Genomic DNA, 22,665 nt, shown 5'->3' with positions numbered 1-22,665 from the left:
AAGTTTCCACCTCCATTGTTTTACTCCATTTATTTCAGTGCATAGCCAAGCAGACTGACAAAGCCCGGATTTCGGTCGGTCGTTCCGAGGATAACCTTACGCACCAGCTCCGGATCGTCCGTGATAATGTTGTCCACGCCGCAGTTGACCATCCGCTGCATATCTCCCTGATAATTCAGCGTCCAGGCACAGACTTCTTTACCAAGACTGTGTGCATGCTCTACGAAGCCTTCTGTAATGTACGTATATTTTACAGAAAAGAAGTCCGCCGCGTCCATATCCTCCAGGCCTCCGTACGACATTTTCATCGTATACCCGGTCTTGATATCCGGATTGATTTTCTTTGCCTGCCTGAGAAAATTGTAGTTCATGGAAGTCAGCACACACTGATCCACAAAGTCATTGTCCTCGATGATTTTCACCACTTTTTTGACAATATTCTGGTTGTGGCCGTTGTATTTTACTTCGATATTCAGGTTGATTTTTCCTTTCGCGTACGCGATGACTTCTTCCAGCTTCGGAATCTGCTCGCCGCGGAATTTTTTGTTGAATCGTACACCGGCATCGAGCTGGCTGATTTCATCGTAGGTCAGGGTCCAGATGCTGGCATTCAGACCGGTTGTCCGCTTCAGATTTGTGTCGTGCATAAGGACAATCTCACCATCACTCGTCTCCTGTACATCGATCTCCGCGTAATCCGACATGCTGTCCACTGCATATTTGATCGCGCTCATCGTATTTTCCGGTGCTTTTCTGGCTCCGCCCCGGTGCGCTGACACCGAAATATACTGGGAGGAAGCCGTTGCCTCTGCACGTGTTGCGCGCATGGCATATACAAGATAAACCGTTTCTCCCGCCAGCATGGCGATCGTGAGAATCACCGCCGTTACCGGACCGCAGAAGGTGCGTACCAGCTTCGAGCTCGGCTTTTTCGTTGTCCGGCTCTTCTGGTAGCCCTTTCGGGAGGAACGAATAAAAATCAGATACAGATACGTAATGCTTCCGACAAGGCCGAACGCTCCGCCGATCAGGCTCATCGTCGATTTGACCCAGTCACCGTAGACGATGACGGTACTGACAACGGTAGACGGCGTTTTCACCAGCTTTGCATAGGCAACGACAGCCGTTCCGAAAATCAGATACAAAACCCACGTAATCAGAAAAATCAGCACCTGGAAAAAGACGTTGATGCCAAGCTCACGCAGCACGCGTTTTTCCAGTGTCTGGCGCACCCGCAAATGGGTATTTTTCTCTTTTTCCGTCATCATGCACCGGAACGGGATGGTGTAGGAAAACACAAACGAGAACGCGACAAGCAGAATCGTCAGCACCACCGGGATCCAGTATGCCGGGAAGGCATTGAAAATCTTCGTCAGGGAAACCTGAAGCAGTTTCATACTGCGGATGGCGCTGTAGCTGCTGTGCAGCCAAAGGTACGGGAAGCTCGCTGCCATGTAAAAAAACCAGGTCCACGGGCGGGCACGCACAAACTGTGCAGCTCCTCTTCCGCCGGCAAGCATCATGACAGGAACGGAAATCCGTTTTCGTTTCCAGGAGGCCTCCAGAGCCGCCATGACAGCATAGATTTCAAGCAGCATACAGAAAAAGAAAACAAGCAGAATTCCAAAAATCAGCAGAAGGGTCAGCGGATGCAGCATGATCTTGTTGAAGTTTTCCGATGTCATATAACTCGTTCCCAGCTGTTTTAAGGAAAAGTTGATCGCCGCATTGGCGAGTCTTGAAACCAGCTGGCTGGAAAACAGGCGGTAGACCGTCTCAAATATCACGATGCTAAGCAGGTTTTTCTGCAAAAGTTTCCATGCCATATTCAGATAAATTCGTATCATTCCTGCATTTTTTACTGCCTTTTTTCTCATCTGCTGTTGTTCTCTCCTGTCAGCCGCAATTCCCCCCGATGAATCTGTATGCAAAAATTACCTTTATTTTTTCTCTTTTGTATTTTACATTTGACACTTCGAGTCTTTTTTGAAGCTCTTTTCTTTCTGTTCATTTTAAACTATCTTCCAGTATAACACAAAACCGGGTCTTTGAGTATTCTTTTTTCTATTTCTGGTTGCACCACTTCTGCAGTTTTTTTACCATGGCGGATGGGCTGCTTACTGATTTTTCCATCCTGCTGTCCGCATCCGGTGCCTGCCGCAAAGCAACACCGAAAAAATACAGCACGAACGCAACGACGATGAGTTCGGGCTTTACATAATTCATTGCTTCCATGGAACATCCTTTCTGACTGTTCTGTTTTTGAAAGTCTTTTTTCTATATTATGATGGGATAATGATTTACGACTGGATAAGATTTTCTTACTGTAAACCAAAAAAATCCCACCTGTTTTTCAGATGGGATTTTCCAGTGGTGTGCTGTTCTTTGATTTTTAATTTACTATCTTGTGCAGCAATTCCCCTGACCTGCCCCTGGCTGCGGTGCCGCACAGAAAGTCTTTGCATCAAACGACGGATTAAACGCATAAAAGTTCTTCGAATTCAATTCGTCCTGTACAGAACGCAGTGCTTCACCAAAACGCTGGAAATGCACAACTTCACGCGCCCGCAGGAAACGAATCGGATCAGCTACCTCCGGATCTTTTACCAAGCGAAGGATGTTGTCGTACGTTGACCGGGCTTTCTGTTCTGCAGCGAGATCTTCGAACAGATCTGTTAACGGATCGCCTTTCGACTGAAATTCGCAGGAATTAAACGGAACTCCGCCAGCCGCCTGCGGCCAGATTCCGGCTGTGTGGTCTACATAGTAATTAGCAAAACCGGAATTCTGAATTTCTTCCAGAGAAAGATTGCAGGTGAGCTGATGAACGATCGTTGAAACCATCTCAAGGTGTGCGAGTTCTTCTGTCCCAACATCATTCAACACCCCCGCTACAATTCGGTTCGGTGCTGTGAAACGCTGAGAGAGATACCGCATGGATGCGCCCATCTCTCCATCCGGGCCACCATACTGACTCATGATAATTTGGGCGATTTTAGGGTTTGGTGTCGTGATGTTTACAGGATACTCGAGGCGTTTTTCATAATTCCACATCCGTCAGCACCCTCCTTTCCGGTTGACTTCCCACGGCCATGGCTGCATAACCCATTCGAAAGAACGGCTCATGCGGTCGTTGGCGGTATCGATCGTGAGCGGGCCGTACTGTTCGGCGTACTGTTTCAGTGCTTCTTTTCGAAGCTCCACTTTTTCCCGGAAAAAGGCAAGTGCATCTTCATCCTCCGGGTGGGTGTCGAGGTAAAGGTTCATTTCAACAACAGCAAAGCTGACCTGATCAATCCAGGCGAGCAGCTTTTCGCGGGATGGCATCTGCGGCATCATAGGCACTGTCCTCCTCCCTTTCCACAGAATGGTTTACAGAGTTCCGGGAATAAGGTTCCATTTTTTAATGCAGCGGAAAGATCATAGATCTGTTCAAACCGCTGCATCGGAACGTACGCCATTGCAGGTATCATATGATCTACATGCTGCATTTTCCGCGGGAAATTCCTTGATTCCATCTTCAGTTCCATATTGTTTGAAGCGGCGCGGCGGTTCTGCATATTGTTCGCACCGCAGCAGCCGCGATTCATACGGGATGAATCCATACCATGTTCCTCTTTCATTTTCTGTTCTTTATAGAGTATGAAGAAAATAAGAAAGTGTCAAAAAAGGCAGCGGTTTCTCTTCCACTGCCTTTCTGTCATACTAATGAAATTTTCATCAAAACTGCATCTCATACAAATGCGCATAAATCCCGCCTTTCGCGAGCAGTTCCTTATGTGTGCCTTCCTCCGCAATTCCATTCTCCGTCAGCACCAGAATCCGCTTTGCATTCCGGATTGTGGACAGCCGGTGCGCAATCACGAAGGTTGTCCTGTCTTTCGCCAGAAGTTCCAAAGATTTCTGGACGACTTTTTCGCTTTCGTTGTCGAGCGCTGAGGTTGCCTCGTCGAAAATCAGGATCGGCGGGTTTTTGAGGAATACGCGGGCGATGGAAAGCCGTTGTTTCTGGCCACCGGAAAGTTTTACGCCGCGCTGGCCGATATCGGTGTCGTAGCCGTCCGCCAGTTCCATGATAAATTCATGTGCATTGGCCGCTTTCGCTGCGCGGATGACCTCCTCGTCGGTCGCATCCGGTCTGCCATAGCGGATGTTGTCGATGATCGTTCCCGCAAACAGGTACACATCCTGCTGCACAATACCGATCTCATCGCGCAGATCCTTCAATTTCACATCGCGGATATCCTTTCCATCCAGCAGAATCCTTCCTTCTGTCACATCGTAAAAACGCGGAAGCAGAGAACAGAGTGTCGTCTTTCCGGCGCCGGAGCTGCCCACCAGCGCCACATAGTCTCCTGCCGGGACATGCAGATTCACATTGCTTAACACATTCTCCTTCGACTCCTCATAATGGAACGAAACGTTTTCAAAGGTTACTTCTCCCTGCACATTCTTCAGTGGCAGTGCATCCGGCTTGTCCTGGATGTCCGGTGCGATGCTCATAATTTCCAGGAAACGTTCATAACCGGAATAACCATTCTGGAACTGCTCCGTAAAGTTCACCAGCTTTTTCACCGGATCTGTGCAGTTATTGATGTACAGAAGAAAGGTAACCAGATCCGCCGCCCCAAGCTTCCCGCCTGTCATCAGCAATGCGCCGACAATCAGCGAAATAACGGTAATCAGCGTCGAAAAGGCTCCCATTCCCGAATTGTAAATTCCCATATAGCGGTAGCTGACCTTCTTCGAATCGACAAAACGGTCATTTCCCGCATTGAACTTACGCATCTCTTCTGTCTCATTTCCAAACGATTTGACAACACGGATCCCCGAAAGACTGTCCTCAATCTGACTGTTGATATCCGCAATTCTGCGGCGGTTTTCCTTAAATGCACTCTTCATGCGGCTGTTCATCACTAACGCAAACAGCAGCATCACCACAATAACCACAAGCGGCACACATGCCAGCATCGGATTTACCACAAACAGGATGATCATCGCACCGATCAGTTTGATAAACGAAATGACAATATCCTCCGGCCCATGATGTAAAAGCTCACTGATATCGAACAGATCGCTTGTGATGCGCGACAACAGATGGCCGACCTTCTGGTTGTCGAAAAAAGCAAACGAAAGCTTCTGATAATGGCCGAAGATCTCGTTCCGCATATCATGCTCAATCCGCGCCCCCATCACATGGCCGTAATAGGCAATATAAAAGTTACAGTACATTTCAACCAGAACCATAGCAATCATCAGAATACCGAGGCGGATAATCTCACCCGTTGCCTGCTCCAGCGGCTTTTCCACAACCGTACTCGTAATATACCGTACAATCAGTGGAATCACCAGTGTAATGGCTGCTCCAAGCATTGCAAAAAACATGTCGGTAAAAAACAATCCCTTATATGGAATGTAATACCGCGCCAGCTGGCGGATTCTTCTCTTCTCTTTTCCGGTTTCTTTTTCTTTACTCATCCTGTCCTCCCTTTCCGTTGGAAACCATTTTGTAATCTTTTCGGAACTCAGACGGTGATACGCCGCATGCCGTTTTAAATGATTTCATGAAATGCTTATCATTTTCAAATCCAACCTGTTTGGCAATTTCCGTAATTTTATCTTCTGTTTGAATCAACAGACGCTTTGCCTCCGCAATGCGGATCTCCTTCAGATAGTTCACAAAATTCACACCGGTATGTTCTTTAAACGCTGCTGAAAACAGCGAATAATTCATACAAATATGGTTAGATACCATTGCCATATTCAGATCTTTTGCATAATTTTCCCGAATATATGAAATTGCCTCTTCCATTTTTTCTTTTCCGGCTGTCTGACTTTTCAGGCTTTCCCTGTAAACGTGTATCCATTTTTCAAACGCATCCAGAAACAGATCTGCATCACGGTACTGCAGAGGGCGCGGACATTTTTCCTGTTTTTCCGCCACTCGATGAAAAAGATCCAGCTCTTTACAGATTGCTTCTGTTACTGCCAGAAGCTGATAGGGGGAAACCCTCTGATGTGCTGCCTCAAAATACCAGTTCCGCATTTTTCGCAGCACAGTATCTGCCCGGTCCGTTGGCACCTGCAGAATAAATTTTTCCTGAAACTGTGCCAGTTCCGGCTTTTCCTCAAAACATTTTTTCTGATATTCTTCCACAGGATTTTTCTGTATAAATGCCATTTCCCTGGCCAGCAGTGCTTCCTGGTATGCCTCTGGAATTTCCATCACAGAATGATGTTCTTTTCCCACTCCGAGACAAAATCTCTCATCTTTTTCTTTCATGATCCGCTCTGCCTCCGGTTCCGGCAGAAGATACAGAACTCCTCCTTCTACGCCTTCCAGCAGAATTCCGCTGCATTTCGAAAACCGTTCCCCATTTGCCTTGCTGGTCAGCAGGATCCGGAAGCTGTCGTTTCCGATGTATCGCCGGATCCTGCTTTCCATATCCATCCATTCGTTTTCTTCGGCCATTTCTGCATTCATCATCAGATAACGGAGCTGATTTAAAAAGCACCGTTCTTCCTCTTCTTCCGTTTCCCGGGTCTCCGAAAGCTCTCGTTTCAGATTTTCCAGAAGCTGTTCTATCGTCTCCCGCTTGATCGGTTTTAAAATATAGTCCCGAACTCCATGTTTCATCATTTCAACCGCATAGGAAAATTCATCATAGCCGCTTAAAACAATAACAACAGGTTTCTGTGATAACTCCTCCATTTTGTTGACCAGTGTCAGACCATCCATTTTGGGCATACGGATATCAGTGAACATGACGTCCACCCTCTGTTTCCCCAAAATCTCCAATGCCTCTTCTCCGTTTCGACACTCCAGAATCTCCTCCACCGGCACGCTGCTTCGCCGGATCATCGCCACGATTCCCTGTCGAATCAATTTTTCATCTTCTACAACCAGTAGTGTATTCATTTTCTTTTTCTTCCTCTTTCTCGTCACCCTCTTGATCCATCAGAGAATATTTCCCCCTCGTGATGGGAAGATGAATACTCACCTTCGTATAGCAATGCTCTTTTGTATAAACTGACAGTCCATACTCTGTTCCAAATTGAATGTGGATTCTGTCCTGTACATTCCGAAGCCCGATTCCATGTTTCGGCTGTGTATCTGAATTCAGGCGCATTCTTAGTTTACGTCTCAGAATTGCAAGCTGCTTTTCTGACATGCCTGTTCCGGAATCTGTGATTTCAATCTCAAAGCTCTTTTCATGCTCTATTCCTTTGATTTCAATGACGGCGTCTGCATCCAGCTCCTCAATTCCATGTGTGATTGCATTTTCCACAATCGGCTGAAGAGACATCTTGGGGATATCCTGCCGATATAAATTTTCCGGTATCTGAACGGACAGTGTTATTGTGAAATCATACCGCAGATTCATCAGTTCCACATAGTTCTGAATATAATTCATCTCATCCTGAACGGTTACCAGAAATTTATTCCAGCGCATATTGTAGTGCAGCATTTCACCAAGTGCTGTTACCGCATCGGAAATCGTATACTCTTCATCAATCTCAGCCATCATCTTAATGGATTCCAGAACATTATAAATAAAATGAGCGTTAATCTGGTTCTGCATTGCCCGGATTGCCGTATCTTTCAGCGCTGCCTCCCTTTTGATGCTTTCCTCGTTCTGTTTCTGAATTCTCTCCAGCATTCCGTTGATACCATAGCTCATTTCCCGCATCTCTTCTGCGCTGTAACAAACCTTTATCTTTGTTGTTCCATTGTCAATCTGACGCATCTCACCCAGGACGTCATAAAACTCCTTCAGCAGGCCACGCACAATCAGATTGACCACCACAATCAGAAGCAGTCCGAAGCCGGCAAATTCAAGCAGCATTCTCTGCTGCTGTTTGATCATGTTTCCGGTTGCATCATCCAAATTGATCAGTGTTACAAACATTCCATTGAGTTTATCGACTTTCCGAAGCACAATTGCAACGTTTTTCCGGTCAATCACCGCGCTCTGCTGACTCTCTTTTTTGTCACGGATTCCTGCCCGGAACAGAATCAGCCCCCGATAGGACTGCCATTTGCAGGCTGCCGCTGTCTTCCCGCAGTCATATAAATTCCAATTTTCATCAACAAAACAGGCCCAGCTGCTGTCACCGGATCGATAGATTTCAGGAAATATGTCTGCCATACGCATGGATACCTCGATCACGCCAAGCCTTCCTCCGCTTTGATCCCGCAGCTCCCGTACATAAGTCATCAAATGGGAACCTTCTTTTTTTGTACCGGAGATAATATTTTTTTCCTGTACGTCAAAAAACCACTGTCCTCCGCCCTGATAGCTTCGGTACCAGGCGCAGTTTTTCATCTTTTCCTTCTGGTACAGGATCGGCTGCTGCTCCAGAAAACCATCTGCCATGGCAAAAATATGGATCTGGTACAGATCCGGCATTGCCTCCTGCATTTTGTCGATTATGCTGATGCTGTTATTCCGAAATTGCTGATAATAGATCTCCGAGATCTCCTCTCCCCTCCTGAGATGAAGAAGATATTTTTCCAACGGTTCATACTCCTGCAGCGTATCTACAACCATTGAGCAGGCATTCGCTTTTGCATTCACCTCCGCACAGGTAAGATCTGTTGCTGTTACTGCTTCATTTACCCCATGATCTATGGCATTCTTTTTGATACTCCTAAATCCAAAGCACATCATGCCAAAAAGTGGAATAAAAATAAAGATCAACGTTGTTACGGTAAATTTTTGGTTCAGTTTCAGTCCGCGAAACCAGTTTCCCATTTTTTATCCCCCAGTTTTCTTTTCGGTTCTGTAACTTTACTAATTTTACCAGTTTTCTCTTCAAAAAGCAATTTTTTCAGAAAAATTATTGACAAAAAGAGAAGACGGTACACTTTTTTTCCGTGTACCGTCTCTCTTTTCGCAAGACTCATATATGACGCAAAGCATGATTCCAGGGAAACAGCTTTCGTACCATTGTTATACTGTTGTCAGATCCCACGGTTCATAAATCTTTGGAACATCGCTGATCAGACGTTTGGTATACGCTGCTGTCGGGTGAAGAATTACTTCTTCTGCCGGTCCCGATTCCACAAATTTTCCATGCTCCATAATATAAACATTATCGGATACATAGTAAGCAAGACCAATATCGTGGGTGATGAAGATAATCGTCATATTGATCTCATCACGCAGCTTCAGCAGCATATCCAGGATTGTTGCACGTGAGCAGGCATCAATCATAGACGTCGGCTCATCGGCAAGCAGAATCTTTGGTTTCAGAAGGAAAATACGTGCAATCATCAGTCGCTGCATCTGGCCTCCTGACAGCTCAAATGGATATTTGTTTGTCAGTTCTGCGTATTTTAAGTTTACAAAGCTGCAGGCCTCTGTCATCAGACGTTCTTTTTCTTCTTTCGGCAGATTTTTGTCACCGCGCATATTAATGCAATCCAGCAGAACAGAATCTACACGTTTGAACATATTGTAGGAAGCGAACGGATCCTGGAAAATCGCCTGAATTCCCTTCCAGTACTCTTTTTTCTTCTTTCCGTTCGAGATGTCTCTTGGTTTACCCTGGAAATCAATTTCGCCTTCCGTTACGCTGATCAGCCCGAGCAACATCTTCGAAAGGGTTGTTTTTCCGGATCCGGATTCTCCTACGATAGAAACAAATTCACCTTCATGAAAATCGAAATCAACATGGTCTACAGCGACCGTTTTTGCATCGCCAAAGCCAAACACTTTCGTTACGCCTCTTCCGGAGAGGCATGGTTTTAATTCTTTACCATCACGCATTTGCATACACCTCCCGAATCTTTCTCTCAGACATCAGGCAGCGGTACTCTCTTCCGTTCGGCAGTTCGATGACCTCTGGTTTCATACCGCGGCAGGTTGGCTGTGCATAAGGACAGCGGTCTGCGAAACGGCAGCCCTCCGGCGGATGCTTCAGGTTTGGCGGAGTTCCCGGAATTGCAGTCAGCTTCTGTTCTCTTACACCTTCCTCCGGAACGATGATCGATCCCATCAGACCTTTGGAATATGGATGCAGCGGATCGAATACCATTTCTTTTGCGGTACCTTTTTCTACAATCTGTCCAGCATACATAACCATAATATCATCGGTTACGTTGTAAAGAAGCGGCAGCTCGTGTGTGATGAAGATCATGGATTTGATAAATCCTTTTTCCATCAGATCACGCATCATTTTAATAACCATTTTCTGGGAAGTTACATCCAGCGCGGATGACGGCTCATCGGCGATCAGTACCTTCGGAGAAAGAATGGTCGAAATTGCGATAACGGTTCTCTGTTTCATACCTCCGGAAAGCTCAACCGCATGCTTCTGCAGTACCTCCGCCGGCAGGCCTAAGATCTGAAAACGTTCTTTTGCCAGATCATAAATATCCTTTTTCGGCATTTTCGGATCATGCGCATGAATAACGTCTTCTACAAATCGGATGATTTTCTGTGTCGGGTTCAGAGCATTCATTGCTGCCTGCGGAATGTAGGCGATCTCATTGCCCAGAATATTTTTCCGGACATCGTCTGGTTTCATTCCGGAAATTTTTCTTCCATCTACGATAATATCGCCGCTGATGTAGTGAAGCGGTGCGAAATAATAGCCCATCAGTGACAGCGCCAGCGTCGATTTACCACAGCCGGACTCACCTGCTACACCGAGGGATTTTCCCTCCTCAATCTTCAGGGAGACTCCGTCTACGGCGTATACATCTTCATGAAAACGAGTCACATATTTCGTTTTCAGATTGTTTACTTCCAGCATTACTTTTCCCATAGCTGCCTCCTTAGTCTCTTAACTGCGGGTTGAATACCTGGTCAAGACCGGTGTTCATCAGGTTAAGAGAGAATGAAATAAGTGCGATTACAAGAATGACCGGGAAATATGCCCACCATGCACCGTTTAAGTGTGCATTGTACTGGGTTGCCCATTGCATCATAAGACCAAGTGTTGCAGTCTTTGTGGTTGCCGGTCCAAGTCCGATCATAGAAAGCTGTGCTTCTGCCAGAATTCCGGAGGAAATCTGGAGAATGAAGGCCATAACAACGTAGGATGCAACGTACGGAAGGATGTCGGTAAGGACAATCCGCAGCATGCTGTGGCCGGACAGTTTGGAAAGGTTTACATGGTCACGGTTTCGAAGAGAAATAACCTGGGAACGTACGGAACGTGTTGTCCACGGCCATGCTGTAATTCCGATCAGGAGTGCCACCATCATGATTCCCCTCTGAGACTCACCTACGCTGTAGGAGATGAGGATCAAGAGAACGAAGGATGGGATAACGGTGAACAAGTTGGTAAAGAACAGAATCAGGTTGTCCACAAAACCTCCAAGGTAACCTGCAAGAAGTCCGAGGAACAGTCCGATCACGGTTGCAATGATTCCCGCAACCAGACCAATTTTCAGGGATGAACCTGTTGCAGAGATCAGCTCAGTCAAAACATCACGACCAAAGTTATCTGTACCAAGCACGAAGGTCTGACGGTTAATGACATCTTTTTCATTGATGTACTGCTTGCTGTCGATGCTCTGAACCTCTTCCAGCTCACCGGTCTCTTCATTTTTCTCGGCAATAATGGTTGGAACATCCTCTAAAATACCGTCGATTTCGTTGTCGAGACGCTGATATTTTTTCTTTTTTGCTGCGATAAGGCCTTTCTGTTCTGCATTTGGGTCATATTTTTCCTCCCAAAGCGCAATCAGACCTTCTGCGTCGGTAACATCGATTTCACTGGCATCTACACCGCCGTATTTTTCCAGCCATTCTGCCATCATAGAACGGTTGTCCATTGTCAGTTTGCTTTCAACGATGGATGCGGTTGCATCAACATTCATCTTATACGTTTTGCCGGAATTTACGGTGTCCTGAATCGAAAGATAGGTACCCGGTTTGAAAAAGTTTCCGTTTCCGATCATTGCCAGCGGATCTTTTGCCACAACAAACGGATAGATGATAATGGTCAGGAGAATTGCCAAGAAGATTACAAATCCTGTCACGAATTTTCCTGAATGAAAAATCTGTTTGATTGTATTTTTCATAGCGTATTCTCCTTTCTAATCCTGCTGGGATGCTTTGACACGTGGGTCAATGACTGCATACAGAAGTTCAACAAGCAGGTTGGCCAGCAGAACCATGATGGTAATGATTAACGTACAGGCAGAAAGCAGCGGATAATCCTGGCCGGTAACTGCTGAGAGCATTGTCGTTCCAAGTCCCGGGTAACTGAATACCATCTCAGCTACCAGGTTGCCGCCGATCATGGTACCAAGGGACATTGCGAGACCGGTGATCTGCGGAAGCATTGCGTTACGGAACACATATTTCACAATCGTATGATCCTTGATACCAAGGAAACGACTGTATTTTACATAGTCAGCATTCAATTCATAAATTGACATCGAACGCATACCAATCGCCTGGCCGCCGATCGTGATGATTACGATAGACCAGAATGGCAACTGGTAATGTGAAAGCACAGATTTCATAAAAGCAAGGCTCATATGCGGAATCATACTGCTCGCATAGCCGCCTGCTGCAGGTGCAATATGTAATTTCAGTGAGAAAATAAACAAAAGTACGGTCGCCATACCAAAGGCAGGTACGTTACTGATAAACAGGAATGCCGGAAGGATTGCCTTGTCGAAAACACCTTTCATGTAAGCTGCAATTGCACCAAGCAGGTTACCAAGAATCCATCCAACAATAATGGCCGGAAGCTGTAAACATATGGTCCACAGAACCGAACTGGAAATAATATCGGATACGGTACGCGGATACTGGCTGAAAGAAATGCCGAAATCACCGCGAAGTGCATTTTTTACCCAAGTAAAAAACTGGACATACATTGGTTTGTTAATACCAAATTTCGCTGCATAGTCTTCATATACTTTCTGAATTGCAGTCGCATCGGTCATACCTTCTACCGATTTGGACGCAATAGTTGAAACCGGATCGCCCGGCATCAGACGCGGAAGAATGAAGTTCAGCAGCACTGCAAAGACTAACGTCAAAAGATACCACATGATCTTCTGCGTATAATACTTTTTCATTCCTTTCATAGAGGAACCCTCCTTCTGATTTTGTAAAAGCGGCCGGAGCACCCCGGCTCCGGCCGCCTCTGTTACAATTCAGTGTGTGCTTTCTTTCTGTTTGGCAAATCAGCCGTCAATCAGTTCCAGATTGTACAGTGCTGCTACGCCATAACCATCGGTGCAGTCCATCGGAGGAACATTGGTTCCATCGTCTTTCTGCGGATAGTTGGTCCATACGGACTCGTTTACTTCGTGGAATACCTGCGGTCTGTACATCAGCGGTACACACGGGCAATCTTCCAGCATAATCTTGGAAAGTTCTGTATAGTAATCTTTCAGTTTTGCATCATCGGTCTCATGAGGAATTGCTGCAAGGATTTCATCTACACGGTCGTTCTGATAATGACCGAAGTTACCACTGAAGTTAACCTCAAGATCGTTGTAATCAGAGCTCATGAAGAAACGGCATCTCATGTACGGGTTGGCAACCGATGTACCAGGGCCGGACTGCATGGTGATTTCGAAGTTTCCGGTACTGTAATCCGTGCTGTAGTTTGCTGCTTCCGGGAAGTAGGTCTCAATGTTGATACCAATATTCTTTCCTGCTGCTGCTACGATTTCAAGGGTTGCATTCCAGTCAGACCATCCTGTCGGGCACTCAGCCTTATAGGAAAGGTTCTTTCCGTTGTACTCACGGATTCCGTCTCCGTCGGTGTCTACGATTCCGGCATCGTCCAGAAGCTTCTTAGCACCTTCTACATCGGCATTGGACCACTGATACTCTTTTAAGGCATCCTGATCCACCATAGCCTGCTCAGCATCGGTCGGGTTCATGACAGAACGCGGAACATCTGCGAAGGTAGGAGACTGTCCGGACATTGCTGAAGAAATAACCTGATCGTAGTCAACTGCCATAGCGATTGCCTTACGAACAGCTACCTGATCCAGTCCTTCTACTTCTGTATTAAAGAACAGGGTAGGCATTGTCATACACAGCTGATACGGTGCTTCATCAACATAGGTAGAAATCGGAAGATCCTGCTCTAACCACAATTTCTGAAGGTCTGTGATGAATATCTGTGCCACATCAATATCACCATTCTGGAATGCGGTGGTAGCTGCTGCGTTATCTTTAAAGATCGGGTGAGAAATATATTTCGGAACCGGAAGCTTACCCCACATGGAATCTGCCTGTCCCCAATAATTATCATCGCGGATCAGAACTACGTTCTGGTCATTGTCAAAGTATTTTTTGTACGGTCCGGAAGTTACCAGATCGTCCATCTTATCCATTTTAATTGCTTCAGCATCGTTGTTGTTTCTGTCAGCTACGGTCTTCAGATAGTTTTCCTGCATGATATAAAGCATTGGAAGATATCTTTCCGCAAGAACCGGGTTAACTGCTTCGCCGGAGTCATCGGTTGTCAGTTTGAAGACTACGGTACTGTCATCCTGTGCAACAACATCTGCAATGTAGCTCTTCATTTCAGCGCCGGTAGAAGAATTGTAATCCACATGCGCATGATAGGTAGCTGCTACATCTTTTGCAGTAACCGGTGTGCCGTCATTCCATTTTGCGTCAGCTTTGATTTTCACTGTGATCTCGGTACGACTGTCGTTCCATACTGGATCTCCGTCTGCAAGCAACGGATACATTTTTGCATCCAGTGGATTCCACATATAAAGAGTTTCATAAACAAGTACACGTGAAGCATCGCCCTGTGCTATAACCATTGCATTGTTTGAGTTTGCGGACATTGGGTTGTAATCATTGACGGTACCCCACTGCTGTCCTGCGAAGTAAAGAGTTTCATTTCTTGGAAGCTCTCCTACCACATCATCTGAACCTGTGGTATCTTCGCTGGAAGCATCTGCTGTGCTGGAAGATGTTGCTGTGGTATCGCTTGATGCATCTGCTGTTCCGCTGGAGGATGCTGTTGCTCCTCCGCTTGAACTAGTGCTTGTGCTTCCGCTGTCTCCACATCCGGCAAGCATCGTTCCTGCCATTGTCACTGTCATTAACAGCGCAAGGACTTTCATGTTACGCTTTTTCATACTTTTTACCTCCTTAAGGTTTTCGTTCTTGCTTGATGAGTTCATTATACACAAAGGCTGTCAGAAAAACAGTGTCTATTTTTTGTTTTTGGTGTTCTTTTTTTGTTTTGTGTTGGTTAAATCGCTCATTTTGCTCTTTTTAATTCCCTTTGTTCTGCTCATTTTTCACATATCCATTTTCGCAACATCTGCGCTCTTTCGTCATTATGATTATTTGTGCCATTTTTCCGTCTTTTCTGACATTTTTCCGTTCGCTTTTTCCATCTCTTTGTGCTATGATGAATATCGTATCAATTTCAGGAGGTTTTTTCTATTATGAATACTGTTTCTCATAAGTACCGACAGTCAGCGCTTCTGCTTCTGACCGCTGCGATCTGGGGTTCTGCCTTTGTCGCACAGAAGACCGGTATGGATTATGTCGGACCTTTTACGTTCAACGCGGCACGAAACCTGCTCGGCGGACTTACGCTTCTTCCGCTGATTGTCTTTTTCTCCTCGCGTAAAAAGCGAACCCTACCGCCAGATGCTTCGTCAGAAAATGGCACACAGCCAAAAACGCTCTGGGCGGGCGGTATTCTCTGCGGCATCGCACTGTTTGTCGCCTCAACCCTGCAGCAGATCGGCATCCAGTACACAACAGTCGGAAAGGCCGGTTTTATCACCGCACTTTACATCGTACTTGTTCCGGTCTGCGGCCTGTTCCTCCGAAAACGAGTACAGCCGAAGGTCTGGCTCGCAGTTCTCATTGCCGTCGCCGGTCTCTATCTGCTCTGCATGACAGACGGATCCTTCTCTTTGCAGAAGGGCGATCTTCTTGTGCTTGCCTGTGCACTCGGATTTACCATACATATTCTGGTCATTGATCATTTTTCTCCGCTTGTCAACGGTATCAAAATGTCCTGCATTCAGTTTTTTACCTGTTCGATCCTGTCCGCTGTCTGTATGGTTCTCTTTGAAACTGTAAACTTCTCCGATCTTCTGCACGCCTGGATGCCGATTCTCTATGCCGGAATTCTCTCTTCCGGTGTCGGCTATACCCTGCAGATTATCGGGCAGAAAGGATTAAATCCTACCACAGCTTCTCTGCTTATGAGCCTGGAATCCGTTTTTTCTGTTCTTGCCGGTTGGATTCTCCTTCATCAGGCTCTCTCCGCTCGCGAGCTCTCCGGCTGTATTCTGATGTTTGCAGCGATCGTGCTGGTACAGCTTCCGAACTTTCACAAAGCCAACGCTGTTTCCTGATGTTATTCCTTTTTCAGTGTAAGAAAGATTTCTGTTTTGCGAGCTTCTTTCTTACGGCAGCTTGCTTTGATGACATAATTCCCCTCCGCCGCAGTGTGATCCTGTCCGGAGGGCTTTTTTATGCCATCCGAAAATTTAACCGAATCAAGTAAGTCACCTGCTTCCATTTCGAATATCCGCTTGCCCAATATTTTCATAGCATAAAAATACAAAATTCTGCATATTGATTGCAGGATTTTTTAATTCGTGCTACACTGTTTTTATTGTACCAATAAGCACTTATTTTATTAGGAGGTTCTGTCATGCCCGTTTTTGATTTCAGCAATTCCCCGGAAAAAGCAAAAGTTTCCGAATGTACGTATACTGTTTTCCGCACAAACGCACCGTTTACTTCTCCGGATCAGCCGATCCTTATTCTGGATACGAAAGAGAAGGCTTTCCCGCATCATCCCTGCGGTATTTTCACAAACCCATCCAAACGGACCTCGTTTGAATTTAAAGATGAAGAAGAAACCTTCATCGCCGATATTCTCCAGATTGATGCCCGTTTTGTCAGCCTTTTAAAATGGCTCGGTGAAAACCATATCAATGTCCGCCTTTCCGGCACACAAACATCCGACGGTTATGAAGTTTACAAAATCCGCGAGATCGCTTTCGGTGGCGGCGCAAAGCTTTCGGCTGAGGATGGATTTTTACAGTTTATGATTGAGCGTCTCCTCGCCAGCAATGCACCGGAAGAAGAAGTTGAGGATGAGGATCAGGAGGAAACCGGTGACAGCATGAAGCTCACCAGCATCCAATCCATCACTGATTTTATGAACTGTGCCGGAAGAACGCTGCCGGACAATATCCGCCTTTGGGCTCGTCGAAACCTCGCTGTTGCCCGTTCCCACGAAGTCTCTCCCGAAGAACGTCGTCACGCACAGCGCGCCCTCTCCATGATGATGAATATTCAATGGAAAAGCAACTATTTTGAAGCCATTGATCCAGTGGAAGCACGCCGGATCCTCGATGAAGAACTGTATGGCATGGAACGCGTGAAGCAGAGAATTATCGAAACCATCATTCAGATTAACCGGACTCATACGCTGCCGGCCTATGGTCTGTTACTGATCGGTCCTGCCGGAACCGGAAAATCGCAGATTGCTTATGCCGTTGCGCGTATCTTAAAATTACCGTGGACAACACTCGATATGAGTTCGATTAATGACCCGGAACAGCTGACCGGAAGTTCCCGCATCTACGCAAACGCAAAACCGGGAATCATCATGGATGCTTTTTCCATGGCTGGTGAATCCAACCTCGTCTTTATCATCAATGAGCTCGACAAGGCTGCCTCCGGCAAAGGAAACGGAAACCCGGCAGATGTTCTGCTGACCCTTCTTGATAATCTTGGTTTTACCGATAACTATATCGAATGTATGATCCCGACCGTCGGTGTATACCCGATTGCAACCGCAAACGACAAGAACCAGATCAGTGCTCCGCTGATGTCCCGCTTCGCTGTGATTGAAATTCCGGACTACACACCGGAAGAAAAGAAAATCATTTTCTCCCGCTATGCACTTCCAAAGGTATTAAAACGCATCGGTATGAAAGAAAATGAATGCATTCTGACACCGGAAGGACTCGATGCCGTAATCTCCTGCCACGAAAACACAAGCGGTATTCGTGATCTTGAGCAGGCTGCTGAGCATATCGCAGCAAATGCGTTATATCAGATAGAAGTCAACCATGTTTCCTCTGTTACCTTTGATGCAGAAATGGTACGTGAACTGCTCTTGTCCTGCTGATCTGCCTTATTTTCTATTTTGAAGGCGTATCAGGGTACGGCGAAAACCAGTGACGCAACAATTCACGCTCTGTGGTGCTGAAATTTTTTGCATTATTTTGGAGTGTGCTGTAAAATAGTTTCCTGTCCCCTCAGTCTGTACTTTCGGGCAGGGAACTATTTTATTTCTCCAGATATTTTCATAAAAGGAAGCCCCTGACACTTTCATGTCAGGGGCTTCCTTTCGGTCAATTCAGAAAATTTATTTCTGCGGACCAGCGGAAACAAGTGCTTTACCAGCAGCGTTTCCTTCGTATTTTGCAAAGTTCTTGATGAATCTTTCAGCCAGATCCAGTGCTTTGGTCTCCCACTCGGAAGCATCAGCATAGGTATCGCGAGGATCCAGGATAGCCGGATCAACGCCCGGAAGTTCAGTCGGAACTTCGAAGTTGAAGTACGGAATAGTCTTCGTCGGAGCTTCGTTGATAGCACCGCTTAAGATTGCATCGATGATTCCACGGGTATCACGGATGGAGATACGTTTTCCGGTTCCGTTCCAGCCTGTGTTAACCAGGTATGCTTTTGCTCCGCTCTTCTCCATTTTCTTAACAAGCTCTTCTGCATATTTGGTTGGGTGCAGCTCCAGGAATGCCTGGCCGAAGCATGCAGAGAAGGTAGGAGTCGGCTCGGTAATTCCGCGCTCGGTTCCTGCAAGTTTTGCAGTAAATCCGGACAGGAAGTAGTACTGAGTCTGCTCTGGTGTCAGAATAGATACTGGCGGAAGTACGCCGAATGCATCTGCGGACAGGAAGATAACATTCTTAGCTGCCGGTGCAGAAGAAATCGGGCGAACGATGTTCTCAATGTGGTTGATCGGATAAGATACACGAGTATTCTCGGTTACGCTCTTATCATTGAAGTCGATCTTGCCTGCTGCATCAACGGTAACGTTCTCAAGCAGAGCGTCACGTCTGATTGCATTGTAGATGTCCGGCTCAGACTCTTTGTCCAGGTTGATGACTTTTGCATAGCAGCCGCCCTCGAAGTTGAATACTCCGTTGTCGTCCCAGCCGTGCTCATCATCACCGATCAGAAGACGTTTCGGGTCTGTGGAAAGAGTTGTTTTTCCTGTTCCGGAAAGTCCGAAGAAGATTGCGGTGTTCTCACCGTTCAGGTCTGTGTTTGCAGAGCAGTGCATGGAAGCGATGCCCTTCAGCGGCAGATAGTAGTTCATCATGGAGAACATACCTTTCTTCATCTCTCCGCCGTACCATGTGTTGACGATAACCTGCTCACGGCTTGTGATGTTGAATACTACTGCTGTCTCAGAGTTCAGACCCAGCTCTTTGTAGTTCTCAACTTTTGCTTTGGATGCGTTGTAAACAACGAAATCCGGCTCGAAGTTCTCAAGCTCTTCTGCTGTAGGTTTGATGAACATGTTAGTTACGAAATGTGCCTGCCAAGCTACCTCAACGATGAAGCGGATAGCCATACGGGTATCTTTATTTGCGCCGCAGAATGCATCTACAACGAACAGTCTTTTGTTGGAGAGCTCTTTTTTGGCGATCTCTTTTACTGCTGCCCATGCTTCCTGGGTTGCCGGATGGTTATCGTTTTTGTACTCATCAGAAGTCCACCATACAGTATCTTTCGAGTTCTCGTCCACAACGATGTATTTGTCTTTCGGTGAACGGCCTGTATAGATACCGGTCATAACGTTAACTGCACCAAGCTCTGTCTCCCGGCCTTTTTCATAGCCTTCCAGCTCTGGTTTTGTCTCTTCCTCAAATAACTGCTCATAAGAAGGGTTGTACACAATTTCTGTGGTACCGGTGATGCCATACTTTGTTAAATCGATCTGTGCCATCTTGTAATTAACCTCTTTCCTTTGATAGTAATACTGCTTCATTCTGCAAAATGCAGAAATTTGAAGGTATCCTTTAGAAGAAACCGGACCAGCCGGCCTCTTCTACTCTAATTATACATAAAAGGCCAAAAAAATCAACTGAAAATCTTCCGTTTTTTTACAGAACGTGTCCCAAAATCTGTAAAAATTTTATAAACTTCGATTTTTCGAAGTTTTCTGACAATTGCATTTTTGTACACTTCATCCTGCAAATTGACATTTTTTGATTTTTTATGTTATAATATTAATAATTATGTTCGGAAAGAAGTTTCTTTATGTATTACGATCTGACCCGCGGGAAAATCTCCCGCTCTCTTATCCTGTTTGCCCTGCCGATGATCGCAGGAAATCTGTTGCAGCAGTTTTACAACATTGCCGACACCCTGATCGTCGGACGCGTTCTCGGAAGCAATGCGCTCGCCGCCGTCGGCTCCTCCTATACGCTGATGACGTTTCTGACTTCCATTTTTCTCGGCCTGTCGATGGGCGCCGGTGCGCTCTTTTCGATTTATCAGGGACGAAAAGATCTTTCTTCTTTAAAACTTTCGATTCTCCACGCGTTTCTGCTGATCCTTGCCGTTACGCTCGTGCTGAATCTCGCTGTTTATGCAGGCATCGAGCCGATCCTTACGTTTCTTCGCGTCCCGGATGAAGTCCGTCCCGGCATGCGGACGTATCTTCTGATTATCTTTGCCGGCCTTATTGCAACATCCGTATACAATTTCTTTTCCTGTATGCTGCGCGCGCTCGGAAACTCTTCTGTGCCGCTGATTTTTCTCGCTGTCTCTGCTGTGCTGAACATTGCACTGGATCTGCTCTTTGTCGCTGTACTGCCGTTCGGCATCGCAGGCGCGGCGCTCGCTACGGTTCTTGCGCAGTATGTGTCCGCCGTCGGTATTCTGCTCTATGTGCTGCTCCGCTGCCGCATGTGGCTGCCGTCAAAAAAAGAATGGCGTTTCAGCCATTCCATTTTAAAAGAGATTCTGAATCTTTCTTCGATGACCTGCATTCAGCAGTCGGTCATGAATTTCGGCATTCTGATGGTACAGGGGCTCGTCAACAGCTTCGGTCCGGCGGTCATGGCGGCATTTGCGGCCGCGGTGAAAATTGATACCTTTGCCTATCTGCCGGTGCAGGATTTCGGAAATGCCTACTCCACTTTCACCGCACAGAATTACGGAGCCGGAAATCACGAGCGGATCCGGCGCGGCACGAAAGATGCTTTTGCACTGAGCGCTGCTTTTTCCATCGTCATTTCTCTGCTTGTCAATCTGTTCGCGCATCCGCTGATGCAGATTTTCGTGAAAGCATCAGAAATGGAGGTCATCGCGATCGGCGTACAGTACCTGCGGCTGGAAGGCTCGTTCTATCTCGGCATCGGATGGCTGTTTCTGCTGTACGGGTATTACCGCGCTGTCAAACGCGCCGAGATGTCGGTTGTTCTGACCGTCATTTCGCTTGGCATGCGTGTGGCGCTGGCATACCTTTTCTCCGCCACGGCGCTTGGCGTTGCCGGAATCTGGATCGCTATTCCGATCGGCTGGGCACTGGCTGATATGACCGGACTTTTCTTCCTGCGGCGTGCATTCCGATCGCAGAAGCCTGCATAAGTTCCGAATCTTATATCGCAGTACGGTTTTCTGCGGATAAACTGCGGAACTGCCCCGGCGTCTGGTGCATGCGTTCCTGGAAGACGCGGTTAAAATAGCTGATATTTCGGAATCCGCAGTCGCTCGCAATCTTGCTGATCGCCTCCTCGGTGGAAAGCAGCAGCCGGCAGCTCTCGGCAATCCGCAGGTTATTGACATACGTCACGGCGGAAATATGCATAATCGACTTAAAGAAGCGGCAGAAAGCGCTCTCACTCATATGAAACTGGCTCGCCAGTTCCGCGATTTCGAGATCCTCACAGAAATGAGCATTCATGTATGTGAGGATCTCTTTCATTCTGCTGACACGGTAATTCGTCGAGGCATCCGTTTTTCCGCCGTTCTTTTCTGCCGCACTGTAATATCCCTGCCAGATTTTCAGAAGTTCCGCTTTTAACAGCAGCTCCCAGCCCGGTTCTTTTCTTTCCTGCAGATTTCGGATCTCCTGCATGGCCTGTGCCGTTTTTTCTGCAAGGCGTGTCCCCCGCTCTGTCTTGGATGGAAAACGGATCTCGGAGGACAGCACTGGTTCGATATACTGCTGCTGGATCCGGTCAAGCGATGTGCCGGACAGAAAACGCGGCTGGAATACAACGGCAAGAAACGTAAATTCCTGTCCGTCGATTCCCTCTACCTCATGCAGACGGTTTGCATTGACAAAGGCGGTCTCCCCTTCCCGCAGGAGAAAGGTCTCGGTATCCATATGAAAAACAGCTTCGCCCTTTACTGCATAAAAGAGCTCCACTTCCTCATGCCAGTGGCAGTACACCCGCACGGTACTCTGCAGGTCTGTCTCGAAAACGTGAATGCTCAGCGGAAAAAGCTCATCACCGTGGGGCTGTGTTTCTTTTCGGTAATTCATCTGTGAGAGCATATTTTTGTCTCCTCTCTTGTTTTGCTCTGCTGTCCCGATTGTAACACGAACTTTGCGATTCCGGCAAGTTTCCATGTTCTGCCGGCGAATCGCCCTTCCATGACCGTATTTTTCCTTCTTAAATGATAATAATTATCA

19 protein-coding genes are annotated in these 22,665 nt (G+C 46.6%); 3 read left to right on the top strand and 16 right to left on the bottom strand.

The annotated features are described in order from the left end of the window. Nucleotides 1–29: 29 nt before the first annotated feature. From DXD02_RS10845 to DXD02_RS10790, 13 genes are all read right to left on the bottom strand, one after another. Entirely contained in the window at nt 30–1,877 is a 1,848-nt protein-coding gene (locus DXD02_RS10845; protein ID WP_118666837.1) for a glycerophosphodiester phosphodiesterase, read from the bottom strand. A gap of 187 nt (nt 1,878–2,064) precedes the next feature. Then, on the bottom strand, nt 2,065–2,235 hold the full coding sequence (locus tag DXD02_RS15475) for a hypothetical protein (protein WP_156327612.1): 171 nt from the start codon (nt 2,233–2,235) through the stop codon (nt 2,065–2,067). A 165-nt stretch (nt 2,236–2,400) separates the two neighbouring features. Continuing rightward, nucleotides 2,401–3,054 (bottom strand): manganese catalase family protein, encoded by a 654-nt coding sequence (locus DXD02_RS10840; protein WP_055218834.1) that lies wholly within the window; start codon nt 3,052–3,054, stop codon nt 2,401–2,403. A gap of 3 nt (nt 3,055–3,057) precedes the next feature. Further along, complete coding sequence (locus DXD02_RS10835; RefSeq protein WP_022462706.1) at nt 3,058–3,339, bottom strand: spore coat protein CotJB; 282 nt, start codon at nt 3,337–3,339, stop codon at nt 3,058–3,060. Continuing rightward, nucleotides 3,336–3,605 (bottom strand): spore coat associated protein CotJA, encoded by a 270-nt coding sequence (locus tag DXD02_RS10830; protein WP_242998449.1) that lies wholly within the window; start codon nt 3,603–3,605, stop codon nt 3,336–3,338. The genes DXD02_RS10835 and DXD02_RS10830 overlap by 4 nt, the downstream gene beginning before the upstream one ends. A gap of 115 nt (nt 3,606–3,720) precedes the next feature. Beyond that, entirely contained in the window at nt 3,721–5,478 is a 1,758-nt protein-coding gene (locus DXD02_RS10825; RefSeq protein WP_117802568.1) for an ABC transporter ATP-binding protein, read from the bottom strand. Continuing rightward, nucleotides 5,471–6,919, bottom strand: a complete 1,449-nt coding sequence (locus DXD02_RS10820; protein ID WP_118666836.1) for a response regulator — start codon at nt 6,917–6,919, stop codon at nt 5,471–5,473. Before DXD02_RS10820 ends, DXD02_RS10825 begins: the two co-directional genes overlap by 8 nt. Next, complete coding sequence (locus DXD02_RS10815) at nt 6,891–8,756, bottom strand: sensor histidine kinase (RefSeq protein WP_118601349.1); 1,866 nt, start codon at nt 8,754–8,756, stop codon at nt 6,891–6,893. The genes DXD02_RS10820 and DXD02_RS10815 overlap by 29 nt, the downstream gene beginning before the upstream one ends. Before the next feature lie 198 nt (nt 8,757–8,954). After that, complete coding sequence (locus tag DXD02_RS10810; RefSeq protein ID WP_022462701.1) at nt 8,955–9,773, bottom strand: ABC transporter ATP-binding protein; 819 nt, start codon at nt 9,771–9,773, stop codon at nt 8,955–8,957. Continuing rightward, nucleotides 9,766–10,773 (bottom strand): ABC transporter ATP-binding protein, encoded by a 1,008-nt coding sequence (locus DXD02_RS10805; RefSeq protein WP_173841206.1) that lies wholly within the window; start codon nt 10,771–10,773, stop codon nt 9,766–9,768. The genes DXD02_RS10810 and DXD02_RS10805 overlap by 8 nt, the downstream gene beginning before the upstream one ends. Nucleotides 10,774–10,783: 10 nt before the next feature. Continuing rightward, nucleotides 10,784–12,037: an ABC transporter permease gene (locus DXD02_RS10800; RefSeq protein ID WP_117805092.1), complete on the bottom strand. Its 1,254-nt coding sequence runs from the start codon at nt 12,035–12,037 to the stop codon at nt 10,784–10,786. Nucleotides 12,038–12,052: 15 nt separating this feature from the next. After that, the gene (locus DXD02_RS10795) at nt 12,053–13,057 is read right to left on the bottom strand and encodes an ABC transporter permease (protein ID WP_118666835.1); all 1,005 of its coding nucleotides are present in this window, start codon (nt 13,055–13,057) and stop codon (nt 12,053–12,055) included. 99 nt (nt 13,058–13,156) lie between these two features. Next, nucleotides 13,157–15,085 (bottom strand): ABC transporter substrate-binding protein, encoded by a 1,929-nt coding sequence (locus DXD02_RS10790; RefSeq protein WP_199691642.1) that lies wholly within the window; start codon nt 15,083–15,085, stop codon nt 13,157–13,159. 315 nt (nt 15,086–15,400) lie between these two features. On the opposite strand from DXD02_RS10790, the gene DXD02_RS10780 reads away from it, so the two are divergent. Continuing rightward, nucleotides 15,401–16,327 (top strand): DMT family transporter, encoded by a 927-nt coding sequence (locus DXD02_RS10780; protein ID WP_118666833.1) that lies wholly within the window; start codon nt 15,401–15,403, stop codon nt 16,325–16,327. 2 nt (nt 16,328–16,329) lie between these two features. Here DXD02_RS10780 and DXD02_RS15470 read toward each other — a convergent pair whose 3' ends face one another. Then, nucleotides 16,330–16,494 carry a hypothetical protein gene (locus DXD02_RS15470; RefSeq protein ID WP_158578772.1) on the bottom strand — a complete coding sequence of 55 codons (165 nt, stop codon included), beginning with the start codon at nt 16,492–16,494 and terminating at the stop codon, nt 16,330–16,332. 135 nt (nt 16,495–16,629) lie between these two features. Between DXD02_RS15470 and DXD02_RS10775 the strand changes: the two genes are divergently transcribed. After that, a complete protein-coding gene (locus DXD02_RS10775; RefSeq protein ID WP_118666832.1) occupies nt 16,630–18,120 on the top strand; it encodes an AAA family ATPase in 1,491 nt (496 codons plus the stop codon). A gap of 240 nt (nt 18,121–18,360) precedes the next feature. Here the strand turns inward: DXD02_RS10775 and pckA are convergent, their stop codons facing one another. After that, a complete protein-coding gene (gene pckA, locus DXD02_RS10770) occupies nt 18,361–19,965 on the bottom strand; it encodes a phosphoenolpyruvate carboxykinase (ATP) (protein WP_117510336.1) in 1,605 nt (534 codons plus the stop codon). A 314-nt stretch (nt 19,966–20,279) separates the two neighbouring features. Between pckA and DXD02_RS10765 the strand changes: the two genes are divergently transcribed. Then, a complete protein-coding gene (locus tag DXD02_RS10765) occupies nt 20,280–21,614 on the top strand; it encodes an MATE family efflux transporter (RefSeq protein ID WP_022461056.1) in 1,335 nt (444 codons plus the stop codon). A 10-nt stretch (nt 21,615–21,624) separates the two neighbouring features. On the opposite strand, the gene DXD02_RS10760 is transcribed toward DXD02_RS10765, so the two are convergent. Beyond that, nucleotides 21,625–22,527 carry an AraC family transcriptional regulator gene (locus tag DXD02_RS10760; RefSeq protein WP_055228413.1) on the bottom strand — a complete coding sequence of 301 codons (903 nt, stop codon included), beginning with the start codon at nt 22,525–22,527 and terminating at the stop codon, nt 21,625–21,627. Nucleotides 22,528–22,665: the final 138 nt, after the last annotated feature.

Source organism: Blautia sp. TF10-30 (genome assembly GCF_003481245.1).
Lineage (GTDB): Bacteria > Bacillota > Clostridia > Lachnospirales > Lachnospiraceae > Fusicatenibacter > Fusicatenibacter saccharivorans.
This window is presented reverse-complemented; position numbering and strand designations above follow the sequence as displayed.

Coding starts and splice junctions, on each gene's coding strand:
- DXD02_RS10780 (WP_118666833.1), top strand. CDS start 15,401: ATGAATACTGTTTCTCATAAGTACCGACAGTCAGCGCTTCTGCTTCTG.
- DXD02_RS10800 (WP_117805092.1), bottom strand. CDS start 12,037: ATGAAAAATACAATCAAACAGATTTTTCATTCAGGAAAATTCGTGACA.
- DXD02_RS10835 (WP_022462706.1), bottom strand. CDS start 3,339: ATGATGCCGCAGATGCCATCCCGCGAAAAGCTGCTCGCCTGGATTGAT.
- DXD02_RS15475 (WP_156327612.1), bottom strand. CDS start 2,235: ATGGAAGCAATGAATTATGTAAAGCCCGAACTCATCGTCGTTGCGTTC.
- DXD02_RS10830 (WP_242998449.1), bottom strand. CDS start 3,605: ATGGATTCATCCCGTATGAATCGCGGCTGCTGCGGTGCGAACAATATG.
- DXD02_RS15470 (WP_158578772.1), bottom strand. CDS start 16,494: ATGGAAGCAGGTGACTTACTTGATTCGGTTAAATTTTCGGATGGCATA.
- DXD02_RS10790 (WP_199691642.1), bottom strand. CDS start 15,085: ATGAAAAAGCGTAACATGAAAGTCCTTGCGCTGTTAATGACAGTGACA.
- DXD02_RS10825 (WP_117802568.1), bottom strand. CDS start 5,478: ATGAGTAAAGAAAAAGAAACCGGAAAAGAGAAGAGAAGAATCCGCCAG.
- DXD02_RS10815 (WP_118601349.1), bottom strand. CDS start 8,756: ATGGGAAACTGGTTTCGCGGACTGAAACTGAACCAAAAATTTACCGTA.
- DXD02_RS10810 (WP_022462701.1), bottom strand. CDS start 9,773: ATGCGTGATGGTAAAGAATTAAAACCATGCCTCTCCGGAAGAGGCGTA.
- DXD02_RS10765 (WP_022461056.1), top strand. CDS start 20,280: ATGTATTACGATCTGACCCGCGGGAAAATCTCCCGCTCTCTTATCCTG.
- DXD02_RS10795 (WP_118666835.1), bottom strand. CDS start 13,057: ATGAAAGGAATGAAAAAGTATTATACGCAGAAGATCATGTGGTATCTT.
- DXD02_RS10775 (WP_118666832.1), top strand. CDS start 16,630: ATGCCCGTTTTTGATTTCAGCAATTCCCCGGAAAAAGCAAAAGTTTCC.
- DXD02_RS10805 (WP_173841206.1), bottom strand. CDS start 10,773: ATGGGAAAAGTAATGCTGGAAGTAAACAATCTGAAAACGAAATATGTG.
- DXD02_RS10840 (WP_055218834.1), bottom strand. CDS start 3,054: ATGTGGAATTATGAAAAACGCCTCGAGTATCCTGTAAACATCACGACA.
- pckA (WP_117510336.1), bottom strand. CDS start 19,965: ATGGCACAGATCGATTTAACAAAGTATGGCATCACCGGTACCACAGAA.
- DXD02_RS10760 (WP_055228413.1), bottom strand. CDS start 22,527: ATGCTCTCACAGATGAATTACCGAAAAGAAACACAGCCCCACGGTGAT.
- DXD02_RS10845 (WP_118666837.1), bottom strand. CDS start 1,877: ATGAGAAAAAAGGCAGTAAAAAATGCAGGAATGATACGAATTTATCTG.
- DXD02_RS10820 (WP_118666836.1), bottom strand. CDS start 6,919: ATGAATACACTACTGGTTGTAGAAGATGAAAAATTGATTCGACAGGGA.